The organism is Comamonas sp. B-9, assembly GCF_000410635.1.
In the GTDB taxonomy this organism is placed as follows: domain Bacteria; phylum Pseudomonadota; class Gammaproteobacteria; order Burkholderiales; family Burkholderiaceae_C; genus Comamonas.
In genome coordinates this window covers 20,165-41,350 of record NZ_KE148562.1, presented here as the reverse complement: position 1 = coordinate 41,350, position 21,186 = coordinate 20,165, and the positions used below count along the sequence as shown (strand labels likewise).

The 21,186-nt window shown below is 63.3% G+C and carries 19 protein-coding genes; 3 read left to right on the top strand and 16 right to left on the bottom strand.

From position 1 onward, the window contains the following. Nucleotides 1-218 precede the first annotated feature (218 nt). Nucleotides 219-1,739: a Ppx/GppA phosphatase family protein gene (locus tag H928_RS27270; RefSeq protein WP_306729939.1), complete on the top strand. Its 1,521-nt coding sequence runs from the start codon at nucleotides 219-221 to the stop codon at nucleotides 1,737-1,739. A 51-nt stretch (nucleotides 1,740-1,790) separates the two neighbouring features. Here the strand turns inward: H928_RS27270 and H928_RS0111200 are convergent, their stop codons facing one another. The 6 genes from H928_RS0111200 to H928_RS0111175 all read right to left on the bottom strand — a co-directional run bounded on the left by H928_RS0111200 (nucleotide 1,791) and on the right by H928_RS0111175 (nucleotide 9,144). After that, nucleotides 1,791-2,762 carry an NAD(P)-dependent oxidoreductase gene (locus H928_RS0111200; protein WP_027010827.1) on the bottom strand — a complete coding sequence of 324 codons (972 nt, stop codon included), beginning with the start codon at nucleotides 2,760-2,762 and terminating at the stop codon, nucleotides 1,791-1,793. A gap of 198 nt (nucleotides 2,763-2,960) precedes the next feature. Further along, the gene (locus H928_RS0111195; RefSeq protein WP_021026583.1) at nucleotides 2,961-3,791 is read right to left on the bottom strand and encodes a GNAT family N-acetyltransferase; all 831 of its coding nucleotides are present in this window, start codon (nucleotides 3,789-3,791) and stop codon (nucleotides 2,961-2,963) included. 198 nt (nucleotides 3,792-3,989) lie between these two features. Next, a complete protein-coding gene (gene glmM / locus H928_RS0111190; RefSeq protein WP_021026582.1) occupies nucleotides 3,990-5,324 on the bottom strand; it encodes a phosphoglucosamine mutase in 1,335 nt (444 codons plus the stop codon). A 108-nt stretch (nucleotides 5,325-5,432) separates the two neighbouring features. Next, nucleotides 5,433-6,290 carry a dihydropteroate synthase gene (gene folP, locus H928_RS0111185; RefSeq protein ID WP_021026581.1) on the bottom strand — a complete coding sequence of 286 codons (858 nt, stop codon included), beginning with the start codon at nucleotides 6,288-6,290 and terminating at the stop codon, nucleotides 5,433-5,435. Nucleotides 6,291-6,356: 66 nt separating this feature from the next. Beyond that, the gene (ftsH, locus tag H928_RS0111180; protein ID WP_021026580.1) at nucleotides 6,357-8,279 is read right to left on the bottom strand and encodes an ATP-dependent zinc metalloprotease FtsH; all 1,923 of its coding nucleotides are present in this window, start codon (nucleotides 8,277-8,279) and stop codon (nucleotides 6,357-6,359) included. A 196-nt stretch (nucleotides 8,280-8,475) separates the two neighbouring features. Next, on the bottom strand, nucleotides 8,476-9,144 hold the full coding sequence (locus tag H928_RS0111175; protein ID WP_021026579.1) for an RlmE family RNA methyltransferase: 669 nt from the start codon (nucleotides 9,142-9,144) through the stop codon (nucleotides 8,476-8,478). A gap of 32 nt (nucleotides 9,145-9,176) precedes the next feature. Here H928_RS0111175 and H928_RS0111170 point away from each other — a divergent pair, with 32 nt between their 5' ends. After that, nucleotides 9,177-9,650: a YhbY family RNA-binding protein gene (locus H928_RS0111170; protein WP_021026578.1), complete on the top strand. Its 474-nt coding sequence runs from the start codon at nucleotides 9,177-9,179 to the stop codon at nucleotides 9,648-9,650. Between the two features lie 25 nt (nucleotides 9,651-9,675). Continuing rightward, entirely contained in the window at nucleotides 9,676-10,395 is a 720-nt protein-coding gene (locus H928_RS0111165; RefSeq protein WP_021026577.1) for a hypothetical protein, read from the top strand. Nucleotides 10,396-10,482: 87 nt separating this feature from the next. Here H928_RS0111165 and H928_RS0111160 read toward each other — a convergent pair whose 3' ends face one another. The 10 genes from H928_RS0111160 to lpxA all read right to left on the bottom strand — a co-directional run bounded on the left by H928_RS0111160 (nucleotide 10,483) and on the right by lpxA (nucleotide 21,182). After that, nucleotides 10,483-11,367: a Kdo hydroxylase family protein gene (locus H928_RS0111160; RefSeq protein ID WP_021026576.1), complete on the bottom strand. Its 885-nt coding sequence runs from the start codon at nucleotides 11,365-11,367 to the stop codon at nucleotides 10,483-10,485. Nucleotides 11,368-11,413: 46 nt separating this feature from the next. Continuing rightward, nucleotides 11,414-11,833 (bottom strand): DUF4149 domain-containing protein, encoded by a 420-nt coding sequence (locus H928_RS0111155; protein ID WP_021026575.1) that lies wholly within the window; start codon nucleotides 11,831-11,833, stop codon nucleotides 11,414-11,416. 30 nt (nucleotides 11,834-11,863) lie between these two features. Next, a complete protein-coding gene (gene greA / locus H928_RS0111150; protein ID WP_027010824.1) occupies nucleotides 11,864-12,340 on the bottom strand; it encodes a transcription elongation factor GreA in 477 nt (158 codons plus the stop codon). A 183-nt stretch (nucleotides 12,341-12,523) separates the two neighbouring features. After that, nucleotides 12,524-15,772 carry a carbamoyl-phosphate synthase large subunit gene (carB, locus tag H928_RS0111145; protein ID WP_021026573.1) on the bottom strand — a complete coding sequence of 1,083 codons (3,249 nt, stop codon included), beginning with the start codon at nucleotides 15,770-15,772 and terminating at the stop codon, nucleotides 12,524-12,526. 65 nt (nucleotides 15,773-15,837) lie between these two features. Then, on the bottom strand, nucleotides 15,838-16,197 hold the full coding sequence (locus H928_RS0111140; RefSeq protein WP_027010823.1) for a hypothetical protein: 360 nt from the start codon (nucleotides 16,195-16,197) through the stop codon (nucleotides 15,838-15,840). Between the two features lie 61 nt (nucleotides 16,198-16,258). Next, nucleotides 16,259-17,446 (bottom strand): glutamine-hydrolyzing carbamoyl-phosphate synthase small subunit, encoded by a 1,188-nt coding sequence (gene carA, locus H928_RS0111135; RefSeq protein ID WP_021026571.1) that lies wholly within the window; start codon nucleotides 17,444-17,446, stop codon nucleotides 16,259-16,261. Between the two features lie 307 nt (nucleotides 17,447-17,753). Continuing rightward, on the bottom strand, nucleotides 17,754-18,542 hold the full coding sequence (locus H928_RS0111130; RefSeq protein ID WP_021026570.1) for an RNA methyltransferase: 789 nt from the start codon (nucleotides 18,540-18,542) through the stop codon (nucleotides 17,754-17,756). A 51-nt stretch (nucleotides 18,543-18,593) separates the two neighbouring features. Then, nucleotides 18,594-19,229, bottom strand: coding sequence for a ribonuclease HII (gene rnhB / locus H928_RS0111125; RefSeq protein ID WP_027010822.1), 636 nt, complete (start codon nucleotides 19,227-19,229; stop codon nucleotides 18,594-18,596). Then, complete coding sequence (gene lpxB, locus H928_RS0111120) at nucleotides 19,201-20,382, bottom strand: lipid-A-disaccharide synthase (RefSeq protein WP_021026568.1); 1,182 nt, start codon at nucleotides 20,380-20,382, stop codon at nucleotides 19,201-19,203. The genes rnhB and lpxB overlap by 29 nt, the downstream gene beginning before the upstream one ends. Continuing rightward, nucleotides 20,382-21,182 (bottom strand): acyl-ACP--UDP-N-acetylglucosamine O-acyltransferase, encoded by an 801-nt coding sequence (gene lpxA / locus H928_RS0111115; RefSeq protein WP_021026567.1) that lies wholly within the window; start codon nucleotides 21,180-21,182, stop codon nucleotides 20,382-20,384. Before lpxA ends, lpxB begins: the two co-directional genes overlap by 1 nt. Nucleotides 21,183-21,186: the final 4 nt, after the last annotated feature.

The following is a 21,186-nucleotide window of genomic DNA, read 5'->3' as shown; positions in this document are numbered from 1 at the left end:
GGAGTGAACTGTAAAAAATGTATATGACACTGGCATGACATTTTTCACCCAATTTGCCTCGTACGGGGGTCGATGTCACACAACAACAGCGCACAGGATTGTCATATTAGATTCACGCGAAAGACTTACTTTTAAAGTTTTGTCAGCATGCCGCTGTATAGCGGAGTCACCTAGAGAGTCAGGTGCTATGCTGCCTGCCTCGACTGCAGAACCGATAGATGACGACACTTATGCTTGATGGCACCTTGCTTGCCGCGGTGGATCTGGGATCCAATAGTTTCCGCCTGGAAGTTGGCCGCTATGCCGCTGGCCATATTGAACGCGTGCAATATTTCAAGGAGATGGTGCGCCAGGGCGCCGGCCTCGATGAGCAAGGCCTGCTGACGGCCGAGGCCATGCAGCGCGGCTGGGACTGCCTGGCCCGCTTTGCCGAGCGCCTGGAGGGCTTTCCTGCCGCCCATGTGCGCGCCGTAGCCACCCAGACCTTGCGCGAGGCGCGCAACAGCGATGTCTTCATCCAGCGCGCCAACCAGATTCTGGGCTACCCGATCAGCATCATCTCCGGGCCCGAAGAAGCGCGCCTGATCTACCAGGGCGCGGCCCACTCGCTGCCCCCGTCGGACGAGCGCCGCCTGGTGGTCGATATCGGCGGCCGCTCCACCGAGCTGATCCTGGGCCAGCGCTACAGCTCGCAGCGCGTGGCCTCCTTCCCCGTGGGCAGCGTGGCCTGGTCGCTGCGTTATTTCCCCCAGGGTGAATTCAGCAAATCGGCGCTGAAAACCGCCCAGATCGCCGCGCAGGCGGTGATGGAAGAAGCAGCCCACCATTTTGTGCCCGGCAGCTGGGACTGCGCCTATGGCACCTCGGGCACGGCCAACGCGATTGCCGATGTGCTGGCGCTGCACGGCGGCCAGCCCGACGTGGTGACGCGCGAGCAGCTGCACTGGCTCTGCGACCAATTGCTGGCTGCCGGCAATGCCAGCGAGCTGCGGCTTGAAGGCCTCAAGGAAGAGCGCCGCGCAGTGATTGGCGGCGGCGTGACCGTGCTGTGCGCAGTGTTTGATCTGCTGCAGATCCAGGAGCTGCGCATTGCCAGCGGCGCGCTGCGCCAAGGCCTGCTGCGCGACATGGTGCAGCACGAGGAATTCAGCGATATCCGCCACCGCACGATCGCCGCGCTCAAGGAGCGCTACCAGGTCGATCGCACGCAAGCGGGCCGCGTGCAGCGCACTGCCGCCACCTTGTACGAGCAGGCACGCCGCTATGCGGGAGCAACCGCGCCGGCCGAGCTGCAGTCGCCCATGCTCGACTGGGCCAGCCAGCTCCATGAGATCGGCTGCCTTATCTCGCACACCGACCACCACCACCACGGCGCCTATGTGCTGGGCCACAGCGATGTGCCCGGCTTTACCCAAACCGAGCTGTCCCACCTGGCAGCCCTGGTGCTGGCGCAGAGGGGCAAGCTGCGCAAGGTCGATGCCTTCTTGCAGGACCGCGATTTCGCGCTGGAGCTGCTGTGCCTGCGCCTCGCGACCCTGCTGTGCCATGCGCGCCGCGACCCGGCGCTCGACCAGATCTGCCTGCGCGACAAGACCGAAAAATGGTCGCTCAAGGTGGCCCCCGGCTGGGCCGAGCAGTTTCCGCAATCGGCCTACCTGCTGGGCGAAGAAGTGCTGGCCTGGCAGAAGACGCCCTACCCCTTCCAGTTCAAGCAGGCGCTGGGCATCACCGCCAAATAAGGCGCTACACACCCAGGCCGGTGACGGCCTGGGTGTTTTTTCTGCCGAGCCTTAAGCGCCCAGATTCACGGGCGCCACAGCGCCCTTGCCCGAGAACACGCCCGTCAGGTTGCCGATGAACTGCGTCAGGCTCGCCTGGGTGGCCTCTGGCGACCAGCCCGCCACATGGGGCGTGATGAGGATGTTGGGCAGGTCGATCAGCGGCTCGGGGCGATGCGGCTCGCTCTCATAGACATCGATGCCGGCGCCAGCAATGGTGCCGTCCTTCAAGGCCGCAGCCAGCGCCAGTGTGTCCACCACCGAGCCCCGCGCAATATTGATCAGGTAGCCGCTCGGGCCCAGCGCCTGCAGAACCTCGGCATTGACCAGGTGCTTGGTGCCCGGGCCGCCCGGCGTGGCGCAGACCAGGATGTCGGCCCAGCTGGCCAGCGCATGCAGCGAATCGAAATAGCGGTGGCCCACCCCTGCCTTGGGCTGGCGGTTGTGGTAGCCCACCGGCATGTCAAAGCCCTCGGCACGCCTGGCGATCTTCAGGCCGATATGACCCAGGCCCAGAATGCCCAGCTTCTTGCCCGACACGCTGGGCGGATGGGCCAGGCTGTAGCGGTCGACACCGGCGCGGGCCTGCTGGTCCAGGGTGCGGAAATTGCGCATGGACGCCAGAATCAGGCCAAAGCTGTGGTCGGCCACGCTGGTGTCATTGGTGCCCGCCCCGGTCGCCAGCACAATGCCGCGCGCGCGCAGCGCATCCAGCGCCAAGCCTTCATAGCCCGCGCCCAAGGTGCAGGCCAGGCGCAGCTGCGGCATCTGGTCGATTTCTTCGGCCGTCAGGCCAATCGAGCCAATGGTCAACACGGCCTGCGCCTGGGCGCCGTGCGAGGCCACCGCGCTGGCGCGCAGCTCGGGGGTGGGTGCATACACCACCTCAGCATGCGCGCGGATCTGGTCGAGCAGTGGCTCGGCCATGGGGTTGAACACCAGCAAGGTAATCGGCGGTTGTGGGGATTGCGAGAGAGAGCTCACCATAGGTCCTTTGGATAGCAAAAAACACCGCTTGCAGCACAAGCAGTGTTTTGATTATGAGGACTTTCCACTAGGCCTATATGCATCCCATCTGTATGCCTACGTTGCCGCCTTGGAATGGACCCGAGAGGTGAACCGTCACTTGCGCCCGGCGTCCTTCGGAAGCGGATGCACAGCGCTTGCAAGCGGCTTGCGCCATCAACCCAGAAAGTGCTTGCGGTAGCGCGCAGGCAGGCGGTCGAGCTGCATCAGCATCGGCAAATCGGCGGTATTGAAGTCCGGATCCCAGGCTGGCGCACCGATCACCTCGGTGCCCACCCGCAGATAGCCCTTGATCAGCGCAGGCGGCTCCACATCGACCTGGTCGTTCAGCTGCTCCAGCGGCAGCGGCAGGTGGGGCACGACGCTGTATTCCTGGGAGATCTGGCCCTTAGCCAGCAGTTGGCGCCAGATGCTGGCAGCGGCATCACCACTGACAATCCCGTTGTGCCACATGGGGATGCTCGCGCAGCCCATCATCACATCGAGCTTGTTGCGCAGCATGAAGCTGGCCAGCGCGCCCCACAGCGCCATGATCACCCCGCCCTGGCGGTAGTCCGGATGCACGCAGCTGCGGCCGAGTTCCACCATGCGCGGGCGCAATGCATCAATGGCGCTCAGGTCAAACTCTCCGTCAGAATAGGTGCGGCCGGCGCGCAATGCCTGGGCGGGGGTCAGCAGGCGGTAGGTGCCGATCACCTGCTTGCTCTGGCCCTGGCGCACCAGCAGGTGCTCGCAGTAGTCATCAAAGCCGTCGACATCATGGCCTTCCAGGCTGGTTTGCAGCTGCGCGCCCATCTCGCCGGCAAAAATCTGGTGGCGCAGGCGCTGGGCTTCGCGCACCTCGTCGAGGTGGCAGGCCCAGGAGACCTCGATGTCCAGCGGGTTGGCCGCCGCGGCGGTTGCAGGCAGGGTCGCCTGCGGTTTCGGCGCCGAGGGCGTGACAATGGCGGTCTCGGATGCGCTGAAAAAGCTGTGTTTGTTGTGCATGGCAGAGCTCCTGTAGCGCCCTGCCGCCCTTGCATGGTGCCAGACCGCCGTGCGGCCCCGGCTGCTCGACGGGCTGGTACAGAGCGCTTTCAGTGTCCTGCCCGCAGATGACAGCGCCATGTGCAAAACATGACAGTTGCATGAAGGTGCACTCCTACAACAACTGCCTTCAAAACACTGCTTACACGCAGCTACACATCAGGACTGGCGGGCTACCTCGGCCAATTGCTCGGCACAGCGGCTGGCCTGGGCCGCATCAAAGGCCTCGACCATCACGCGCAGCAGCGGCTCGGTGCCGCTGGGCCGGATCAGCACCCGGCCCTGGCCGGCAAAGTCCTCAGTGATGCTGCGCTCGAGTTCAAACAGCCTGTTGTTGTTGCGCCAGTCCTGGCCCGGCTGCAGCCGCACATTGAGCAGCACCTGGGGGCACAGATCCACGCCATCGAGCTGCTCGGCCACGCTCTGGTTGCGGCTCACGCAGGCTTGCAGCACCTGCAGGGCGCTCACCAGGCCATCGCCGGTGGTGTGCTTGTCCAGCGCCAGCAGGTGGCCCGAGCTTTCTCCCCCCAGCACCCAGTTGCGGCGCTGCAGCTCTTCGAGCACATAACGGTCACCGACCTTGGCACGCACCAGCTCCACGCCCTGCTTTTGCAAGGCGGTTTCCACCGCCAGGTTGGTCATCAAGGTGCCCACGACACCTGGCAGCTTCTTGCCCCGGCGCAGGCGGTCCATGGCCATCAGGTAGAGCAACTCATCGCCGTTGTAGAGCCGGCCCTTGGCATCGACCAGTTGCAGCCGATCGGCATCGCCATCGAGCGCCACGCCCAGATCGGCGCCGTTGGAGCGCACCGAGCGCACCAGCGCATCGGGATGGGTGGCCCCCACATCCTGGTTGATGTTGAGGCCGTCCGGATTGCAGCCAATGGTGATGACCTCGGCGCCCAGCTCATGGAAGACCTTGGGCGCAATATGGTAGGCCGCGCCGTGGGCTGCATCGACCACGATCTTGAGGCCGCGCAAGGTCAGCCGGTGGTCAAAGGTGCTCTTGCAGAATTCGATATAGCGGCCTGCAGCATCATCGAGGCGGCGGGCCTTGCCCAGCGCTGCGGAGGGCACCCAGTCAAAGCCCTCCATCAGCGCCGCTTCCACCGACTCTTCCCAGCTGTCGGGCAGCTTGGCGCCCTCGGCGCTGAAGAACTTGATGCCGTTGTCGTCAAAGGGGTTGTGGCTGGCGCTGATGACCACACCCAGGCTGGCGCGCTGGGCGCGCGTGAGGTAGGCCACGCCCGGGGTCGGCAACGGGCCCAGCAGAACCACATCGACACCGGCCGAATTGAGTCCCGACTCCAGCGCGCTCTCAAGCATATAGCCCGAGATGCGCGTGTCCTTGCCGATCAGCACCGCCGGGCGCTCCTGCTCGCGGCGCAGCACCCGGCCCACGGCATGGCCCAGGCGCAGCACAAAGTCAGGGGTGATCGGTGGCTTGCCTACCGTGCCACGGATGCCATCGGTTCCAAAATACTGTCGTGCCATAGTGTTCTTGCTTGTTGGGGGCCTGAGAGAAAGTGAAAACGCGCCATCGGTGGTGTATGGCGCAGTAGCAGTGTAGCGCCTGACCAACGATGCCAGGCGCAAACCGCGTCAGCCTTGGGTATCCAAAGATTGCGGGGCGCGCATCGCCTGCAGCACGGCCAGCGCATCGCAGGTCTCGCGCACATCGTGCACGCGCACAATGGCCGCGCCATGCGCTACCGACAGCAGGGCCGCCGCAATGCTGGCGGGCATGCGCTCGGCCACCACCCGCCCTGTCACCTTGCCCAGCGAGCCCTTGCGCGACCAGCCCGCCAGCAGCGGGTAGCCGGCCGCAGCCAGCCGGGGCTGCTGCTGCAGCAGCGCAAAGTTCTGGCCCGGGCTTTTGCCAAAGCCAGTGCCGGCATCCCAGACGATGCGTTCGGTCTGCACACCCAGCGCCTCCAGGCTGCGGGAATGGGTCTGCAAAAAGTCCAGCACCTCGGCCGCCACGTCGCCCCGAGCGGCCATGTGCTCCTGGTGCATGGTCTGCGGATCGGCATGCATGTGCATCAGGCAGACGCCGCATTGCGGGTGGGCCGCCACCACCGCCTGCGCGCCTGGCTGGCGCAACGCCCAGATGTCGTTGATGATGTCCGCGCCCAGATCCAGCACCGCCTGCATCACCTCGGGCTTGTAGGTATCGACCGAGATCGGCACCTGCAAGGCCACCGCAGCCTTGACCACCGGCAGCACCCGGCGCAGCTCTTCGTCCAGCGGCACCGCAGGGCTGCCCGGGCGGGTGGACTCACCGCCAATGTCCAGGATATGCGCGCCATCGGCCAGCAGCTTTTCCGCATGGATCATCGCGGCCGAGACGCCCTCGTGGCTGCCGCCGTCCGAGAACGAGTCCGGCGTGACATTGACGATGCCCATCACTTGCGGCGCAGTCAGGTCAATACGAAAGCGGGTGGTTTGCCAGTGGCGCATCAGAGCTGTCCTTTAAAAATAAGAAAAGCGCTCGGGCAGAGCGCTTTTCGCCAGGGTCTGTCGTGATCAGACCGGGGTGTGTGCCGGCTCCGTCACCACGGTGGGGCTGCCGCCTGCGCCGCCGTCATTGCTGCTCGACGGTGGGTTGCGTGGCGTCCAGTCCTTGGGCGGGCGCGGTGCCTTGCCCGCCATGATGTCGTCCAGCTGCTCGGCATCGATGGTTTCCCACTCCAGCATGGCCTTGGCCATCGCATGCATCTTGTCGCTGTGCTCTTCGATCAGGCGGCGTGCCAGACCATATTGCTCATCGATGATGCGGCGCACTTCGGCGTCCACCTTCTGCATGGTCTCTTCGCTGATGTTGCTGGGCTTGCTCATCGAGCGGCCCAGGAAGGGCTCGCCTTCCTGCTCGGCGTAGACCATTGGGCCCAGCGCATCGGTCATGCCGTAGCGGGTCACCATGTCGCGCGCCAGCTGGGTCGCCTTGTTGAAGTCGTCCGATGCACCGGTGGTCATCTGGTTCATGAAGACTTCTTCGGCAATCCGGCCGCCAAACAGCATCGCGATACGGCTCAATGCCCATTCCTTGTCGTAACCGTAGCGGTCCTTCTCGGGCAGCGTGAAGGTCACGCCCAGCGCACGGCCGCGCGGCACGATGGTGACCTTGTGCACCGGATCGCACTTGGGCAGCAGCTTGCCGATCAGCGCATGGCCGGCTTCGTGGTAGGCGGTGTTCTTCAGCTCTTCGGGGTCCATCACCGCAGACTTGCGCTCTGGGCCCATAAAGATCTTATCCTTGGCCTTTTCGAAGTCCTGCATCTCCACGGTGCGTGCGTTACGGCGGGCAGCCATCAGCGCAGCTTCGTTGCAGAGGTTGGCCAGATCGGCACCGGACATGCCGGGCGTGCCACGGGCGATGATGTTGGGGTTCACATCCTGGCCCACCGGGATCTTGCGCATATGCACGTTCAGGATCTGTTCGCGGCCACGCACATCGGGCAGGGTCACGTAGACCTGGCGGTCAAAGCGGCCTGGGCGCAGCAAGGCGGCATCGAGAATGTCGGGGCGGTTGGTGGCAGCCACCACGATCACGCCCATATTGGTCTCGAAACCGTCCATCTCGACCAGCATCTGGTTCAGGGTCTGCTCGCGCTCGTCGTTGCCACCGCCCATGCCGGCGCCACGCTGGCGGCCGACGGCGTCGATTTCGTCGATGAAGATAATGCAAGGCGCATTCTTCTTGGCGTTCTCGAACATGTCGCGCACGCGGGCCGCGCCCACGCCGACAAACATTTCGACGAAGTCCGAACCCGAGATCGAGAAGAACGGCACCTTGGCTTCGCCGGCAATGGACTTGGCCAGCAAGGTCTTACCGGTACCGGGAGGGCCGACCAGCAGCAGACCACGGGGAATGCGGCCGCCGAGCTTTTGGAACTTGTTGGGGTCTTTGAGGAAGTCGACGACTTCCTTGACTTCTTCCTTGGCCTCGTCACAACCGGCCACATCGGCAAAGGTGACGCTGTTGTTGTTTTCGTCGAGCATGCGCGCCTTGGACTTGCCAAAGCTGAACGCACCGCCCTTGCCGCCGCCTTGCATCTGGCGCATGAAGTAGACCCAGACGCCGATCAGCAGCAGCATCGGGCCCCAGCTGATCAGCAGGCTCATCAGCAGCGAGCCTTCTTCGCGCTCCTTCACGTCAAACTTGACGTTGTTGTTGATCAGGTCGCCAATCAGGCCACGGTCCATATAGGTCGCCGTGGTCTGGAGCTTGCGATCGTCGCCCGTGGTCGCCGTGATCACCGTGCCGGCAGGGCTTTCCTGCAGGGTCGCAGTCTTGATGCGGCCATTGCGGACATCTTGCAAAAACTCGGAATACGGGATCTTGTTCGCGCTGGCGCCTGCACGGTTGTCCAATTGCTTGAACACGGTGAACAGCACCATGGCAATGACAAGCCATACGGCGATCTTAGAAAACCACTGATTGTTCAAGGGGGCTCCAGTAGTAGGAAATCGGGAAAGACACAGAATCTGTTATGTCAGATATGCACTATTTTAGGACTTTCAAGGGTCAATGCTTGCGCTTTCCCCTTGGTGGCACGCAGGATTGCTCAGTAAAGCCTATTGTCTCAGTGTTTCAGCGCCCTCTGTGCATGCCGCACTAAAGCAGGCAGTTTGCCAAGGGTGCTCAGCGCTGCGCCTCGGGCTTGAGGCGCATGCCGATCAAATAGGTTTCCGAGGATTTATCGCGCGAGGCCTTGGGTTTGTAAGGCTTGACCACCTGGAAGGTCTGCCTGAACAAATCCACCAGTTGCGAGTAACCACTGCCGTGGAACAGCTTGACCACCAAGGTGCCCTCGGGCTTCATGTGCTGGCAGGTAAAGTCCACGGCCAGCTCGATCAGATGCGAAATACGGGCGGCATCCACGTTCTCCACCCCTGACAGGTTGGGCGCCATGTCCGAGATCACCACATCGACGCGGCGCTTGGCCAAGGTTTTCTCCAGCTGGTCCAGCACTTCCTGCTCGCGGAAATCGCCCAGGATGAAGTCCACACCCTCGATGGGCTCCATCGGCAGCATGTCCAGCCCGATGATGGCACCATTGAGCTCCCCCACCGCAGCACCCTCGGGCGAGAGGCGGCGGCGCACGTACTGGCTCCAGGCGCCAGGCGTGGAGCCCAGATCGACCACCACATCGCCCGGCCGGATCAGCTTGAAATGCTCATCGATTTCCTTGAGCTTGTAGACCGCACGGGCGCGGTAGCCGTCTTTTTGCGCGGCCCGCACATAGGGGTCATTGATGTGCTGATTGAGCCAAGTCTTGTTGACCTTCTTGGTTTTAGTACTTACTTTCATGTTTTCTCCCCGGAGCCCCGATAATACGGGCTATGCCCCAAATACAACTCACTCCCGCCCAACGTCGCGAGCACCGCGCCGAAGCCCACCACCTCGACCCCGTGGTTCTGATTGGCGGTGACGGCTTGACCGAAGCCGTCGAAAAAGAGGTCGACCTGGCCCTGAATGCCCATGGCCTGATCAAAATCCGTGTTTTCTCCGATGACCGCGCCAACCGCGAGGCCATCTTCCTGAAGCTGACCGACTCGCTCAATGCAGCGCCTATCCAGCACATCGGCAAGCTGCTGGTCCTGTGGCGCCCGATGCCCGAGAAGGAAAAGCAACTCGACGAAGACCGCAAGGCCGGTCCGCGCGAAGTCAAGGTGCTCAAGTTCAGCAAGAACGTCTGGCAAAAGCCCGAAGTCAAGCAGATCCGCATCCTGGGTAACCAGCGCCTGACGGCCGGCGGCCAGGTCAAGCGCGCCAAGCCCAAGCAAAAGTCGATCAAAAAGCAGCAGGGCAGCTAGTGTGACCGATCGCCACATCCTTTGCATGAAATGGGGTACCAAATATGGCCCCGACTATGTCAATCGGCTGTACGCCATGGTTCGCCGCCATCTGAGTGGCGATTTTCGCTTTGTCTGCCTGACCGACGACACGCAAGGGATTCGCAGCGAAGTGGAATGCCACCCGATTCCGGACCTGAACATCCATCTGGCCCCCGGCCAGCGGGATGGCGCCTGGAAAAAGCTCACCACCTTCGAGCAGGACCTGTATGGTCTGCAAGGCCAGGCGCTGTTCCTGGACCTGGATGTGGTGATCGTCGGCAGCATCGATGAGTTCTTCACCCTGCCGGGTGAATTTCGCATCATCCATGACTACCCGCGTTTTTGGCGCTTTGGCGAGCGCATTGTCGGCAACTCCTCGGTCTACCGCTTCACCTTGGGCGCCCATGCCGATGTGCTGGCCAACTTCCGTGCCAACACCGAGCAGCTGCGCGCCCAGTACCGCAATGAGCAGGAGTACCTGTCGCATTTCCTGCACCAGCAGGGCAAGCTCGATTACTGGCCGGCTGCCTGGTGCCCGAGCTTCAAGTACTACTGCATCCCCACCTGGCCGAGCAACTACTGGAAGGAGCCGGTGCCGCCCGCCGATGCGCGCATCGTCATCTTCCACGGCGAGGTCAACCCGCCCGACGCGCTGCAAGGCCTGCGCAACAAGCGCTTCCACCATATCCAGCCAGCCCGCTGGATTGAAAAGGCCTGGGGCTGAGCCGCCCTGCGCATAAAAAACCAAAGGCGTTGATCCCTGCGATCAACGCCTTTTTTGTGGCCCGCAGCGGGCTTTGGGGCAGCAGATTTAGCGCTGGTCAGTTGCCACCAGCGCATGGCCCTGCATGCGCGTCAAGATCGCCAGCGGGCTTGCATCGGGGTTGTACTCTTTGCCAGGGGGCAGGAAGAAGGTCTGCTCCAGCATGTACTGGCCCGACATCACCGCATGCACCGCCTGGTCCGAAAAGCAGACCCAGCTGGAGCCGGCAGCAAAGGGCACGGTCTCCTGCGGCGCATTGCGCTGGTAATCCATGTCGCCCTTCATGCCATCGTGCAGCTGCAGCATCAGGTGGTCGTATTCGCTGCGAAGCGACTTGGTCACATGCAGCATCGCCAAGGCCTTGGCCTGCCAGGCCACATAGGGCTTGGCGCGTGGCAAGAACTTGCGCGCCACATCCTCGAAAGGCTCACCCACACGCCAGACCCGGGGCTGGCCATCGGGATTGACATTGCTGAACACGCGCAGGATGCGCTCGCCGTAGTTGGGCCGCGAGGGAAAGGCGTCGACATGCATGCGCTTGTCGTCGGCACGCCAGGACTGGGCACGGGTCTCGACCTGTGAGGGCCGGTAGCTCGTGGGCGCCATGCGCACCAGCGGCATGTAGTCGGGGAACAGACCGGCAATCAGCGCGGTGGCCTGCGCGCGAAAACGCGTGACCATGGCCGCCACGGCAGCCTGCGTGGCGGCATCACCGGCCACGCCCTTGATGCTGCCATCCACATTCAGGCTGATGTTGCGCGACTTGGGGTCGCGCACATCGGGGCGCAGCAGCGTCTTTTCCTGCTCGGAGAGCGCAAACGCGAGTTGGGGGAAATACAGCACCTTGCCCGATTCAACGGCGGCCGTCCATTCCGGACGGCCCGGTGTGTTGCGCCAGTCATTGGCGTCGATGGAAACGATGGGAGATTGCATGGCCCGCCCAGTGTAGCGCGGCGGCGGGCGATTGCCTTGGGCCAGATCAAGCCCGTGGTGCGGGTGCGGATGTCCGCCACAGCACAAGGGCCGCGCACAGCCACTGCAGCGCATACAGCAAGGTGCCCAGGCCGTGCCAGAGCTTGAGGTTCTCGCGCTGCACGATCTTGGGCGAGATGCCGTACTGCACGACCAGCGCCATCAGCATGCCGGCCAGCACAAAGCCCAGTGCCGCGCGCGCCCAGGGCTCAATGGTGTTGCTGGCCTTGTCCTTGGCCAGCACCAGCAGCACCAGGCCGCAGGCCAGCGACACCCAGGTCTGCGCTGCAAACAGCTTGGCGGCCATGAAGCCCGCCATCGATGCCTGCGGCAGGTTGGCAAACAGCATCGGCACGGCCATGAAGCCGATGGCCGACAGGCTGCCCCACCACAGGGCGGCTGCGAAAACGGGCAGACGGTTTTTCATCGCGGGCTCGGTGCGCAGTGGCCGATCGCTTTAGAGGTAGCGCACGGCCACGACTTCGTAGCGGCGCTCGCCACCGGGGGCCTGCACAACGGCGGTGTCGCCCTCTTCCTTGCCGATCAGCGCGCGGGCAATCGGGCTGGAGACATTGATCAGGCCCTGCTTGAGGTCGGCCTCGTCCTCGCCGACGATCTGGTAGGTCACCGGATCGCCGCTGTCCTCATCGGCCAGGTCCACGGTCGCGCCAAACACCACCTTGCCGCCCGCGTCGAGCTGCGAGGGGTCGATGATCTGGGCGGCCGACAGCTTGGCCTCCACTTCCTGGATACGGCCTTCGATAAAGCCTTGGCGGTCTTTGGCCGCATCGTATTCGGCATTTTCGCTCAGATCGCCATGCGAGCGAGCTTCCGCAATGGCCGCGATGACGCCGGGACGATCCACGGTCTTGAGGCGTTGCAGCTCTTCTTTGAGCTTTTCTGCACCGCGCTTGGTAATGGGGATAGTGGCCATCTCGGTCTCCACAAACAGTCGCGATGCCAGCGCTGTGGCTGGCATCTGATAGACATCATCCGCCTGCTATGCGGCGGGGGTTCAAAAGCAAACCGCCGCGCTGGGGAGCGCGGCGGTTGCGAGGCAGTCTCTATTATGCCGATTTTTGAGCCTTGCAACAAAAATCGGCCAACGGCGATGCGATCAGTGCTGCAAGCTGGCGTGCAGCTCCTGCACCGAGTACACCTCCAGGTCATCCATGTTGCGCAGGCCTTCGACAGCGGCCTCGGCACCAAAGATGGTCGTGAAGGTGGTCACGCGGGCCAGCAAAGCGCTGGTGCGGATCGCACGCGAGTCAGCAATGGCGTTGCGGCGCTCTTCCACGGTGTTGATGACCATCGCAATTTCATTGTTCTTGATCATGTCCACGATGTGGGGGCGGCCCTCGGTCACCTTGTTGACCGTTTGCACCTCGATACCGGCATCGGCAATCGCAGCCGCAGTGCCACGGGTGGCACAGAGCTGGAAGCCCATGCTCGCCAGCTCCTTGGCAATCTGCACGGCGCGTGGCTTGTCGGCGTTCTTCACGGTCAGGAACACCTTGCCCGAGCGGGGCAGCTTGGTGCCTGCACCCAGCTGGCTCTTGACATAGGCTTCGCCAAAGGTCTTGCCCACACCCATCACCTCACCGGTGGACTTCATCTCGGGGCCGAGGATGGTGTCCACACCGGGGAACTTGACGAAGGGGAACACGGCTTCCTTGACGCTGAAGTACGGTGGCGTCACTTCCTGGGTGATGCCCTGCTCTTCGAGCGTGTCGCCCACCATGCAGCGCGCGGCCACCTTGGCCAGCTGGATGCCGGTGGCCTTGGAGACAAAAGGCACGGTACGCGATGCACGAGGATTCACTTCCAGCACATAGATGATGTCCTTGCCGTCGCGCTCCTGGATCGCGAACTGCACATTCATCAGGCCCACCACGTTCAGGCCTTCGGCCATGGCTGCGGTCTGGCGCTTGATCTCGTCGACCGTCGCCTTGCTCAGGTAGTAAGGGGGCAGCGAGCAGGCCGAGTCACCGGAGTGCACGCCCGCTTGCTCGATGTGCTCCATCACGCCGCCGATGAACACCTTGCCGGTGCGGTCACGCACGCAGTCCACATCGCACTCGATGGCGTTGGACAGGAAGTGGTCCAGCAGCACGGGCGAGTCGTTGGAGACCTTGACCGCTTCACGCATGTAGCGCTCCAGATCACGCTCTTCGTGCACGATCTCCATCGCGCGGCCGCCCAGCACGTAGCTGGGACGCACCACCAGCGGGTAGCCCAGCTCGCGGGCGTGCTCCATCGCCTGCGCCTCGGTACGCGCGGTGGCGTTGGGCGGTTGGCGCAGGTTCAGCGTCTGCAGCATCTGCTGGAAACGCTCACGGTCTTCGGCCGCGTCGATCATGTCCGGCGTGGTGCCGACGATCGGCACACCGGCCTCTTCCAGCGCCAGCGCCAGCTTCAACGGGGTCTGGCCACCGTACTGCACGATCACGCCCACCGGCTTTTCAACGGCCACGATTTCCAGCACGTCTTCCAGAGTCACCGGCTCGAAGTACAGGCGGTCCGAGGTGTCGTAGTCGGTCGAGACGGTTTCGGGGTTGCAGTTGACCATGATGGTTTCATAACCATCTTCGCGCATCGCCAGCGCCGCGTGCACGCAGCAGTAGTCGAACTCGATACCCTGGCCAATGCGGTTGGGGCCGCCGCCGAGCACCATGATTTTTTTCTTGTCGCTGGGCTGGGCTTCGCACTCTTCGTCGTAGGTCGAGTACATATAGGCCGTGTTGGTCGAGAACTCGGCCGCGCAGGTATCGACGCGCTTGAACACGGGGCGCACATTCAGCGCATGGCGCGCTTCGCGCACGGCCTTGTCGCTCGTGTGCAGCAGCTTGGCCAGGCGGCGGTCCGAAAAGCCCTTTTGCTTGAGGCTGCGCAGATCATCGGCCGACAGTGCGGCCAGCGCCTTGTCATCGCCCTGGGCTTCGGTGTGCTTGTCCAGTGCCAGTTCCAGCTTGACGATCTCTTCGATCTGCACCAGGAACCACTTGTCGATCTTGGTGATGTTGTGCACTTCATCGAGCGACCAGCCGGCGGCGAAGGCATCGCCCACATACCAGATGCGGTCGGGACCGGGCTCGCCCAGTTCCTTTTCCAGAATCTCGCGGTCCTGGGTCTTTTCGTTCATGCCGTCCACGCCCACTTCCAGGCCGCGCAGCGCTTTCTGGAACGACTCCTGGAAGGTACGACCCATGGCCATCACTTCACCCACGGACTTCATCTGCGTGGTCAGGCGGTTGTCGGCCGTCGGGAACTTCTCGAAGGCGAAACGCGGGATCTTGGTGACCACGTAGTCGATGGTCGGCTCGAACGACGCGGGGGTCTTGCCACCGGTGATGTCGTTCTTCAACTCGTCCAAGGTGAAGCCCACGGCCAGCTTGGCGGCGATCTTGGCAATCGGGAAACCCGTGGCCTTGGAGGCCAGTGCCGACGAACGCGAGACGCGCGGGTTCATCTCGATGACGACCATGCGGCCGTCCTTGGGGTTGATCGAGAACTGCACATTGGAGCCACCGGTGTCCACACCGATCTCGCGCAGCACGGCCAGCGAGGCATTGCGCAGGATCTGGTATTCCTTGTCGGTCAGGGTCTGGGCAGGGGCCACGGTGATCGAGTCACCGGTGTGCACGCCCATCGGGTCCAGGTTCTCGATCGAGCAGACGATGATGCAGTTGTCGGCGGTGTCGCGCACCACTTCCATCTCGTACTCTTTCCAGCCCAGCAGAGACTCTTCGATCAGCAGCTCGTTGGTGGGCGATGCCTCCAGACCGCGCTTGCAGATGACTTCGAACTCTTCGGGGTTGTAGGCAATGCCGCCGCCGGTGCCGCCCAGGGTGAAGCTGGGGCGGATCACGGTGGGGAAGCCCACCTGGCGCTGCACATCCCAGGCCTCTTCCATGCTGTGCGCAATGCCCGAGCGGGCCGAACCCAGCCCGATCTTGGTCATCGCGTCCTTGAACTTGAGACGGTCTTCGGCCTTGTCGATGGCTTCGGGCTTGGCGCCGATCAGCTCGACCTTGTACTTGTCGAGCACGCCGTTCTTCCACAGGTCCAGCGCGCAGTTCAGCGCGGTCTGGCCACCCATGGTCGGCAGGATGGCATCGGGACGCTCCTTGGCGATGATCTTCTCGACCGTCTGCCAGGTGATGGGCTCGATATAGGTGACATCGGCTGTGGCCGGGTCGGTCATGATCGTCGCAGGGTTGCTGTTGATCAGGATGACCTTGTAGCCCTCCTCGCGCAGCGCCTTGCAGGCTTGCACGCCGGAGTAGTCGAATTCGCAGGCCTGGCCGATGATGATCGGGCCAGCGCCAATGATGAGAATGCTTTTGAGATCGGTGCGTTTAGACATGAGGCTCGCCTTGCAGTCGCGCGCGCTGGATGGCTGTCCTGGTAGGCAGCCGCCCAGCGCTGGGTTTATACGCGGTCGGTATCTAATTTGTTCAAAATGGCCAGGACACGGGCCTCGGGCAGGCTCTTTTGCATCAGCTGCAGCAGGCCATCCCCTTGCACCATGGGGCGCAGAACCTGCGCCTCGGCTTCGTAGAACTTGGCGTCCCACTCGGCCATCACCTGGTCGAATTCCTCGTCCGTCATGGTCTTGCACTTGGACACGATGGTCACCAGCGGCAAGGCCTTGTTGTCGAGGAACGATTTCTTGTAGGGCTTTTGCTGCCAGCGCGCCATGAACCATTCCTTGTGCTCGGCAGGCAAGGTCATGATGCGTTTGCTGATCGCTTTCTCTAAGGTGGCGACAGGAAAAGAAAACAGTTTCACGGCAGCAGATTCCTTGGGTTCATCGTGTGCAGGTTCGGGCGCGGGCAACAGGCGCCTGGCATCAGGCCTTCTTGTGCTCGCGCATCAGGTTCACAAAACGGTCGAACAGGTACGACACGTCATGCGGGCCTGGCGAGGCTTCGGGGTGGCCCTGGAAGCAGAAGGCCGGGCGGTCGGTGCGTTCCATGCCCTGCAAGGTGCCATCGAACAGGCTCACATGCGTGGCACGGGTGTTGGCCGGCAGGGTGTCCAGGTCCACGGCAAAGCCATGGTTCTGGCTGGTGATGCAGACGCGGCCCGAGTCCAGATCCTTGACCGGATGGTTGGCACCGTGGTGGCTGTTTTGCATCTTGAAGGTCTTGGCACCGCAGGCCAGCGCCATGATCTGGTGGCCCAGGCAGATACCAAAGGTCGGCACGCCACTGTCCATGATGGTGCGCGCAGCGTCGATCGCGTAGTCGCAGGGCTCCGGGTCGCCAGGGCCGTTGGACAGGAAGACGCCATCGGGCTGGTACTTGAGCACTTCGGCCGCAGGCGTCTGGGCGGGCACCACCGTCACGCGGCAGCCGCGCTCGGCCAGCATGCGCAGGATGTTCTTCTTGACGCCGTAGTCATAGGCGACCACGTGGAAGGCATGGTCCTGCAGCTTGCCGTAGCCGGGCGTGCCATCGGCGCGCGCCAGTTGCCACTCGGTCTGCACCCATTCGTAGGACTGCGAGACGCTGACCACCTTGGCCAGGTCCAGACCCTTCATGCTGGGCGCGGCCTGGGCGGCGGCGATGGCTTCGTCGATGCGCGCCTGCGAGACCTGCTCGCCAGCAGCCAGACCGACGATGGCGCCGTTTTGCGCACCCTTGTCGCGCAGCAGGCGGGTGAGCTTGCGGGTATCGATGTTGGCGATGGAGACCGTCTTGCTGCGGACCAGGTATTCCGACAAGGTTTCCGTGCTTCGGAAATTGCTGGCCAGCAGGGGCAGATTCTTGATGATCAGGCCAGCAGCAAAGACTTTGTCGGACTCAATATCTTCCGCATTGATCCCGTAGTTGCCGATGTGCGGATACGTGAGTGTCACGATCTGCTGGCAGTAGCTGGGGTCGGTGAGGATTTCCTGGTAACCGGTCATCGCGGTGTTGAACACCACTTCGCCGGTCGTGGTGCCTTGCGCACCGATTGAGTTGCCAATAAAGACCGTGCCGTCTGCGAGCGCCAGGATGGCGGGAGGAAACGCGCTCTGTTGAGACAAAAACACTGGGTTCTCCGGATGGTTACGGGTCGCCCGGAGTCTGTGGTGTCCCTGAGGATCACCGCGAAGACTGTGCTTATGAGAGATTGCTTTGAGTGCAGCCGGGCGACGTGATTACTTGAAAGCCACCCATTGTAGCGTGCAAGCTGCAATCTGAGTGGAGGCAGGGGATGATTTGAGGGTCAAATCGCTAAAAATTACACACTCTGCGCAGAAGCGCACCAACGCAGAGCGTAGTTACAACAGCAAAATTACGCAATGCGCATACTCGTTATTACTGGCGGAGCCTACCCCAGTGCCCGCTGCAGCCGCATCAATCGGCGCGCGCTGCCGCACTGGCATGCAGGCAAATGGCCGCTGCCGCGCCCACATTGAGCGACTCCTCACCGCCAGGCTGGGTGATGCGGATGTGCTGCTGGGCCGCAGCCTGCAAGGGCTCGGACACACCCTGCCCCTCATGGCCCATGACCCAGGTGCAAGGCCAGGGCAAGGCGGCGCGGTGCAGCCAGTCACCCTGGTGCGAGCTGGTGACCAGCAGCGGCTGCTGCAAGGCCAGCACATCGTCCTGCGAGGCATTCTCGACCAGGTGCAGCGCAAAATGCGCACCCATGCCGGCGCGCAGCACCTTGCCGCTCCACAGCGCAGCCGATCCCTTGAGCGCAATCACCTGGCCAAAACCAAAAGCCGAGGCACTGCGCAAGATGGAGCCCACATTGCCGGCATCCTGCACACGGTCAAGCACCACCGCCGGCACGCCGGGCTGGATACCCGCCTGCTGCGTGGGCAGGTCCATCAAAAAGCCGAAGGGCGCCGGTGACGGCAGCGGGCTGAGGCTGGCGAACAAGGCCGTGTCGATGACGATGTTGCGGGCGGCTGCACGGGCATAGACGTTCTCGGGCGACTGCCAGAATTTCTCGGAGAACACGGCCACTGCCGGCTTGACGCCACGCGTCAGCGCTGCGCGGCAGAGGTGGTCGCCCTCGATCCAGTAGCGCCCCTGCTTGCGGTAGGCCGCACCCTCTTCCATCAAACGGCGCAAATCCTTGACCAAGGCATTGTCACGCGACTGGATAAAAACGGGAGGATGCGCAGCAGGGGACACAGATGATTCCTTTGCGCAGGCTTGGCGCCTGCAAACAGCGAGGGCGGAGGTTTAGGCGCCCGTCTTGACCAAGGCCATCGCCTGGGCCACCGGAGAGAACGAGCGCCGGTGCTCAGGGCAGGCACCAAAGCTCTGCAGCGCCGCCAGGTGAACGGCGGTGCCATAGCCCTTGTGCGCGGCAAAACCGTACTGCGGGTAGAGCCGGTCGATGTCCTGGCACCAGCGGTCCCGGTGCACCTTGGCCAGGATCGATGCCGCCGAGATGGCCTGCACCAGCGCATCGCCTTTGACGATGGCCTCGGCCGGCATCTCCAGGCGCGGAATGCGGTTGCCATCGACCAGCACGCGCACGGGCTTGAGGCGCAGGCCATTGACCGCACGCTGCATGGCCAGCATCGTGGCTTGCAGGATATTGAGGCCATCGACCTCTTCGACGGAGGCCTGTGCAATCGAGCAGCACAGTGCCTTGCCGCAGATCTCGTCATAGAGGCGCTCGCGGGCGCGCGCCGTGAGCTTCTTCGAATCGGCCAGCCCGGCAATGGGCGAGCGCTCATCCAGAATGACCGCTGCCGCCACCACCGGGCCCGCCAAGGGGCCCCGCCCTGCCTCATCCACACCCGCAACCAAGCCCGGCGGATGCCAAGGCAAGGAGGCCTGGTCAGGCAGAGAGAATTTTTTGGATGGCATCGGCAGCAAGCTTTGGGGTATCCCTGCGCAGTTCCAGGTGCAGGTCATGAAAACGCTGCTCCAACTGGGCCAGGCGTGCTGGATCAAGGCGTGGCGCGTCCAACCATTGCGCCACTGCCTCGGCCAAGGCCTCGGGCGTCGCCGCCTCTTGCAGGAGCTCGGGCACGACAAAGTCTTGGCACAGGATATTGGGCAGGCCCACCCAGGGCTGCAGCTGCTTGCGGCGCATCAAGCGCCAGCTGATGGCATGCATGTGGTAGCTGATGACCATGGGCCGCTTGAACAGCGCCGCCTCCAAGGTGGCGGTACCGCTGGCGATCAAGGTGCAGTCACAGGCCTCCAGCGCCAGATGCGACTGGCCATCCAGTACCCGGATGCGCTCCAATATCCCGCATTCAGCAGCCAGCGCATCAATGCGTGCGCGCAAAGCCGGAACGGCAGGGACGACGATTGTAAGCGAAGGTCGCGCCTGCAAAAGGCGCGCGGCGGCCAGAAAGAATGGCTTGGCGATGTAGCTGACTTCCGAGGCGCGGCTACCCGGCAGCACGGCCAGCACTTCGCCCTCCAGCGGCAAGCCCAGCTGCTGGCGTGCCGCTGCACGGTTGGGCTGCAGCGGGATCACATTGGCCAGCGGATGGCCCACATAGGTGCCGGCAATGCCGTGCTGGGCCAGCAACGCGGGCTCAAACGGGAAAATGCACAGCACATGGTCGGCCGAGCGGCGGATCTTCTCCACCCGCTCTGGGCGCCAGGCCCAGATCGAAGGGCAGACAAAATGCACCGTCTTGATGCCCTGGGCACGCAGGCGCTCTTCGACACCCAAGTTGAAATCGGGCGCATCGACGCCGACAAACAGCCGGGGCGGCTGCGCCGTCAAACGCTTCACCAGTTGCTTGCGGATGCGCAAAATACCCCAGATGCGCCGGACCAGCTCGGCGCTGTAGCCATGCACGGCCAGGCGCTCGCTGGGCCACCAGGCCTCAAAGCCGGCCTGGGCCATGCGCGGCCCGCCAATGCCAGCCGAGCGCAGGCCGGGGAAATCCGCAGCCAGGCCCTGCAGCACCAGGCCAGCGAGCAGGTCGCCCGAGGTCTCGCCGGCCACCATGGCCAAAAACATCTCTTGCTGCGGGTCCATGACGGCAGGCACAGCCATCAGCGCACGATGCCGCGCTTGGATTGCTGCAGAAAGTCGAGCATCAGCTGCACATCGGCCTGGGCTTCGGCCTCGCAGCTGCCCTGCAGGTTGTCCAGCGCTTCAACAGCCGCCTGCAAGGTCAAGCCGCTGCGGTACAGCAGCCGGTAGGCCTGCTTGATGACCGCCAGGCGCTCGGCACTGAAACCGCGCCGGCGCAGGCCTTCCAGGTTGAGACCACGCACCGCCAGTGGGTGGCCGTCGACCATGCAGAACGGTGGTACATCCTGGCTGATATGGCTGGCAAAACCGGCCATCACATGGGCACCCACCTTGGTGAACTGGTGCACGCCCGACAGACCACCAATGATGGCCCAGTCGGCCACATGTACATGACCGGCCAAGGTGGCATTGTTGGCCAGGATGGTCTGGTTGCCGACCTGGCAGTCATGGGCAATATGCACATAGGCCATGATCCAGTTGTCGTCGCCGACACGGGTTACGCCGCCATCCTGGGCGGTGCCGGTGTTGAAGGTGCAGAACTCGCGAATGGTGTTGCGGTCACCAATCTCCAGCCGAGTCGGCTCGCCTGCGTATTTCTTGTCCTGCGGCACGCCGCCCAGAGCAGCATGCGAATGGATCACATTGGATTCACCGATCGTGGTGATACCCTCGATCACGCAGTGCGTCCCCACCTTGGTGTGGGCGCCAATGCAAACCTGGGGGCCAATAACTGCGTACGGCCCAACTGACACCGTGGGGTGCAACTGGGCCGCAGGGTCAACGATCGCCGTGGGGTGGATGGGACTGACCGCCGTCATCTAC

Excerpts from the sequence above, each read along its gene's own strand:
- H928_RS0111195 (WP_021026583.1), bottom strand. The coding sequence starts at position 3,791 with ATGCACAACAAACACAGCTTTTTCAGCGCATCCGAGACCGCCATTGTC.
- greA (WP_027010824.1), bottom strand. The coding sequence starts at position 12,340 with ATGGCCACTATCCCCATTACCAAGCGCGGTGCAGAAAAGCTCAAAGAA.
- lpxB (WP_021026568.1), bottom strand. The coding sequence starts at position 20,382 with ATGGCTGTGCCTGCCGTCATGGACCCGCAGCAAGAGATGTTTTTGGCC.
- H928_RS27270 (WP_306729939.1), top strand. The coding sequence starts at position 219 with ATGACGACACTTATGCTTGATGGCACCTTGCTTGCCGCGGTGGATCTG.
- carB (WP_021026573.1), bottom strand. The coding sequence starts at position 15,772 with ATGTCTAAACGCACCGATCTCAAAAGCATTCTCATCATTGGCGCTGGC.
- rnhB (WP_027010822.1), bottom strand. The coding sequence starts at position 19,229 with ATGCCATCCAAAAAATTCTCTCTGCCTGACCAGGCCTCCTTGCCTTGG.
- H928_RS0111160 (WP_021026576.1), bottom strand. The coding sequence starts at position 11,367 with ATGCAATCTCCCATCGTTTCCATCGACGCCAATGACTGGCGCAACACA.
- lpxA (WP_021026567.1), bottom strand. The coding sequence starts at position 21,182 with ATGACGGCGGTCAGTCCCATCCACCCCACGGCGATCGTTGACCCTGCG.
- H928_RS0111175 (WP_021026579.1), bottom strand. The coding sequence starts at position 9,144 with ATGAAAGTAAGTACTAAAACCAAGAAGGTCAACAAGACTTGGCTCAAT.
- H928_RS0111155 (WP_021026575.1), bottom strand. The coding sequence starts at position 11,833 with ATGAAAAACCGTCTGCCCGTTTTCGCAGCCGCCCTGTGGTGGGGCAGC.
- glmM (WP_021026582.1), bottom strand. The coding sequence starts at position 5,324 with ATGGCACGACAGTATTTTGGAACCGATGGCATCCGTGGCACGGTAGGC.
- folP (WP_021026581.1), bottom strand. The coding sequence starts at position 6,290 with ATGCGCCACTGGCAAACCACCCGCTTTCGTATTGACCTGACTGCGCCG.
- H928_RS0111170 (WP_021026578.1), top strand. The coding sequence starts at position 9,177 with ATGCCCCAAATACAACTCACTCCCGCCCAACGTCGCGAGCACCGCGCC.
- H928_RS0111165 (WP_021026577.1), top strand. The coding sequence starts at position 9,676 with ATGAAATGGGGTACCAAATATGGCCCCGACTATGTCAATCGGCTGTAC.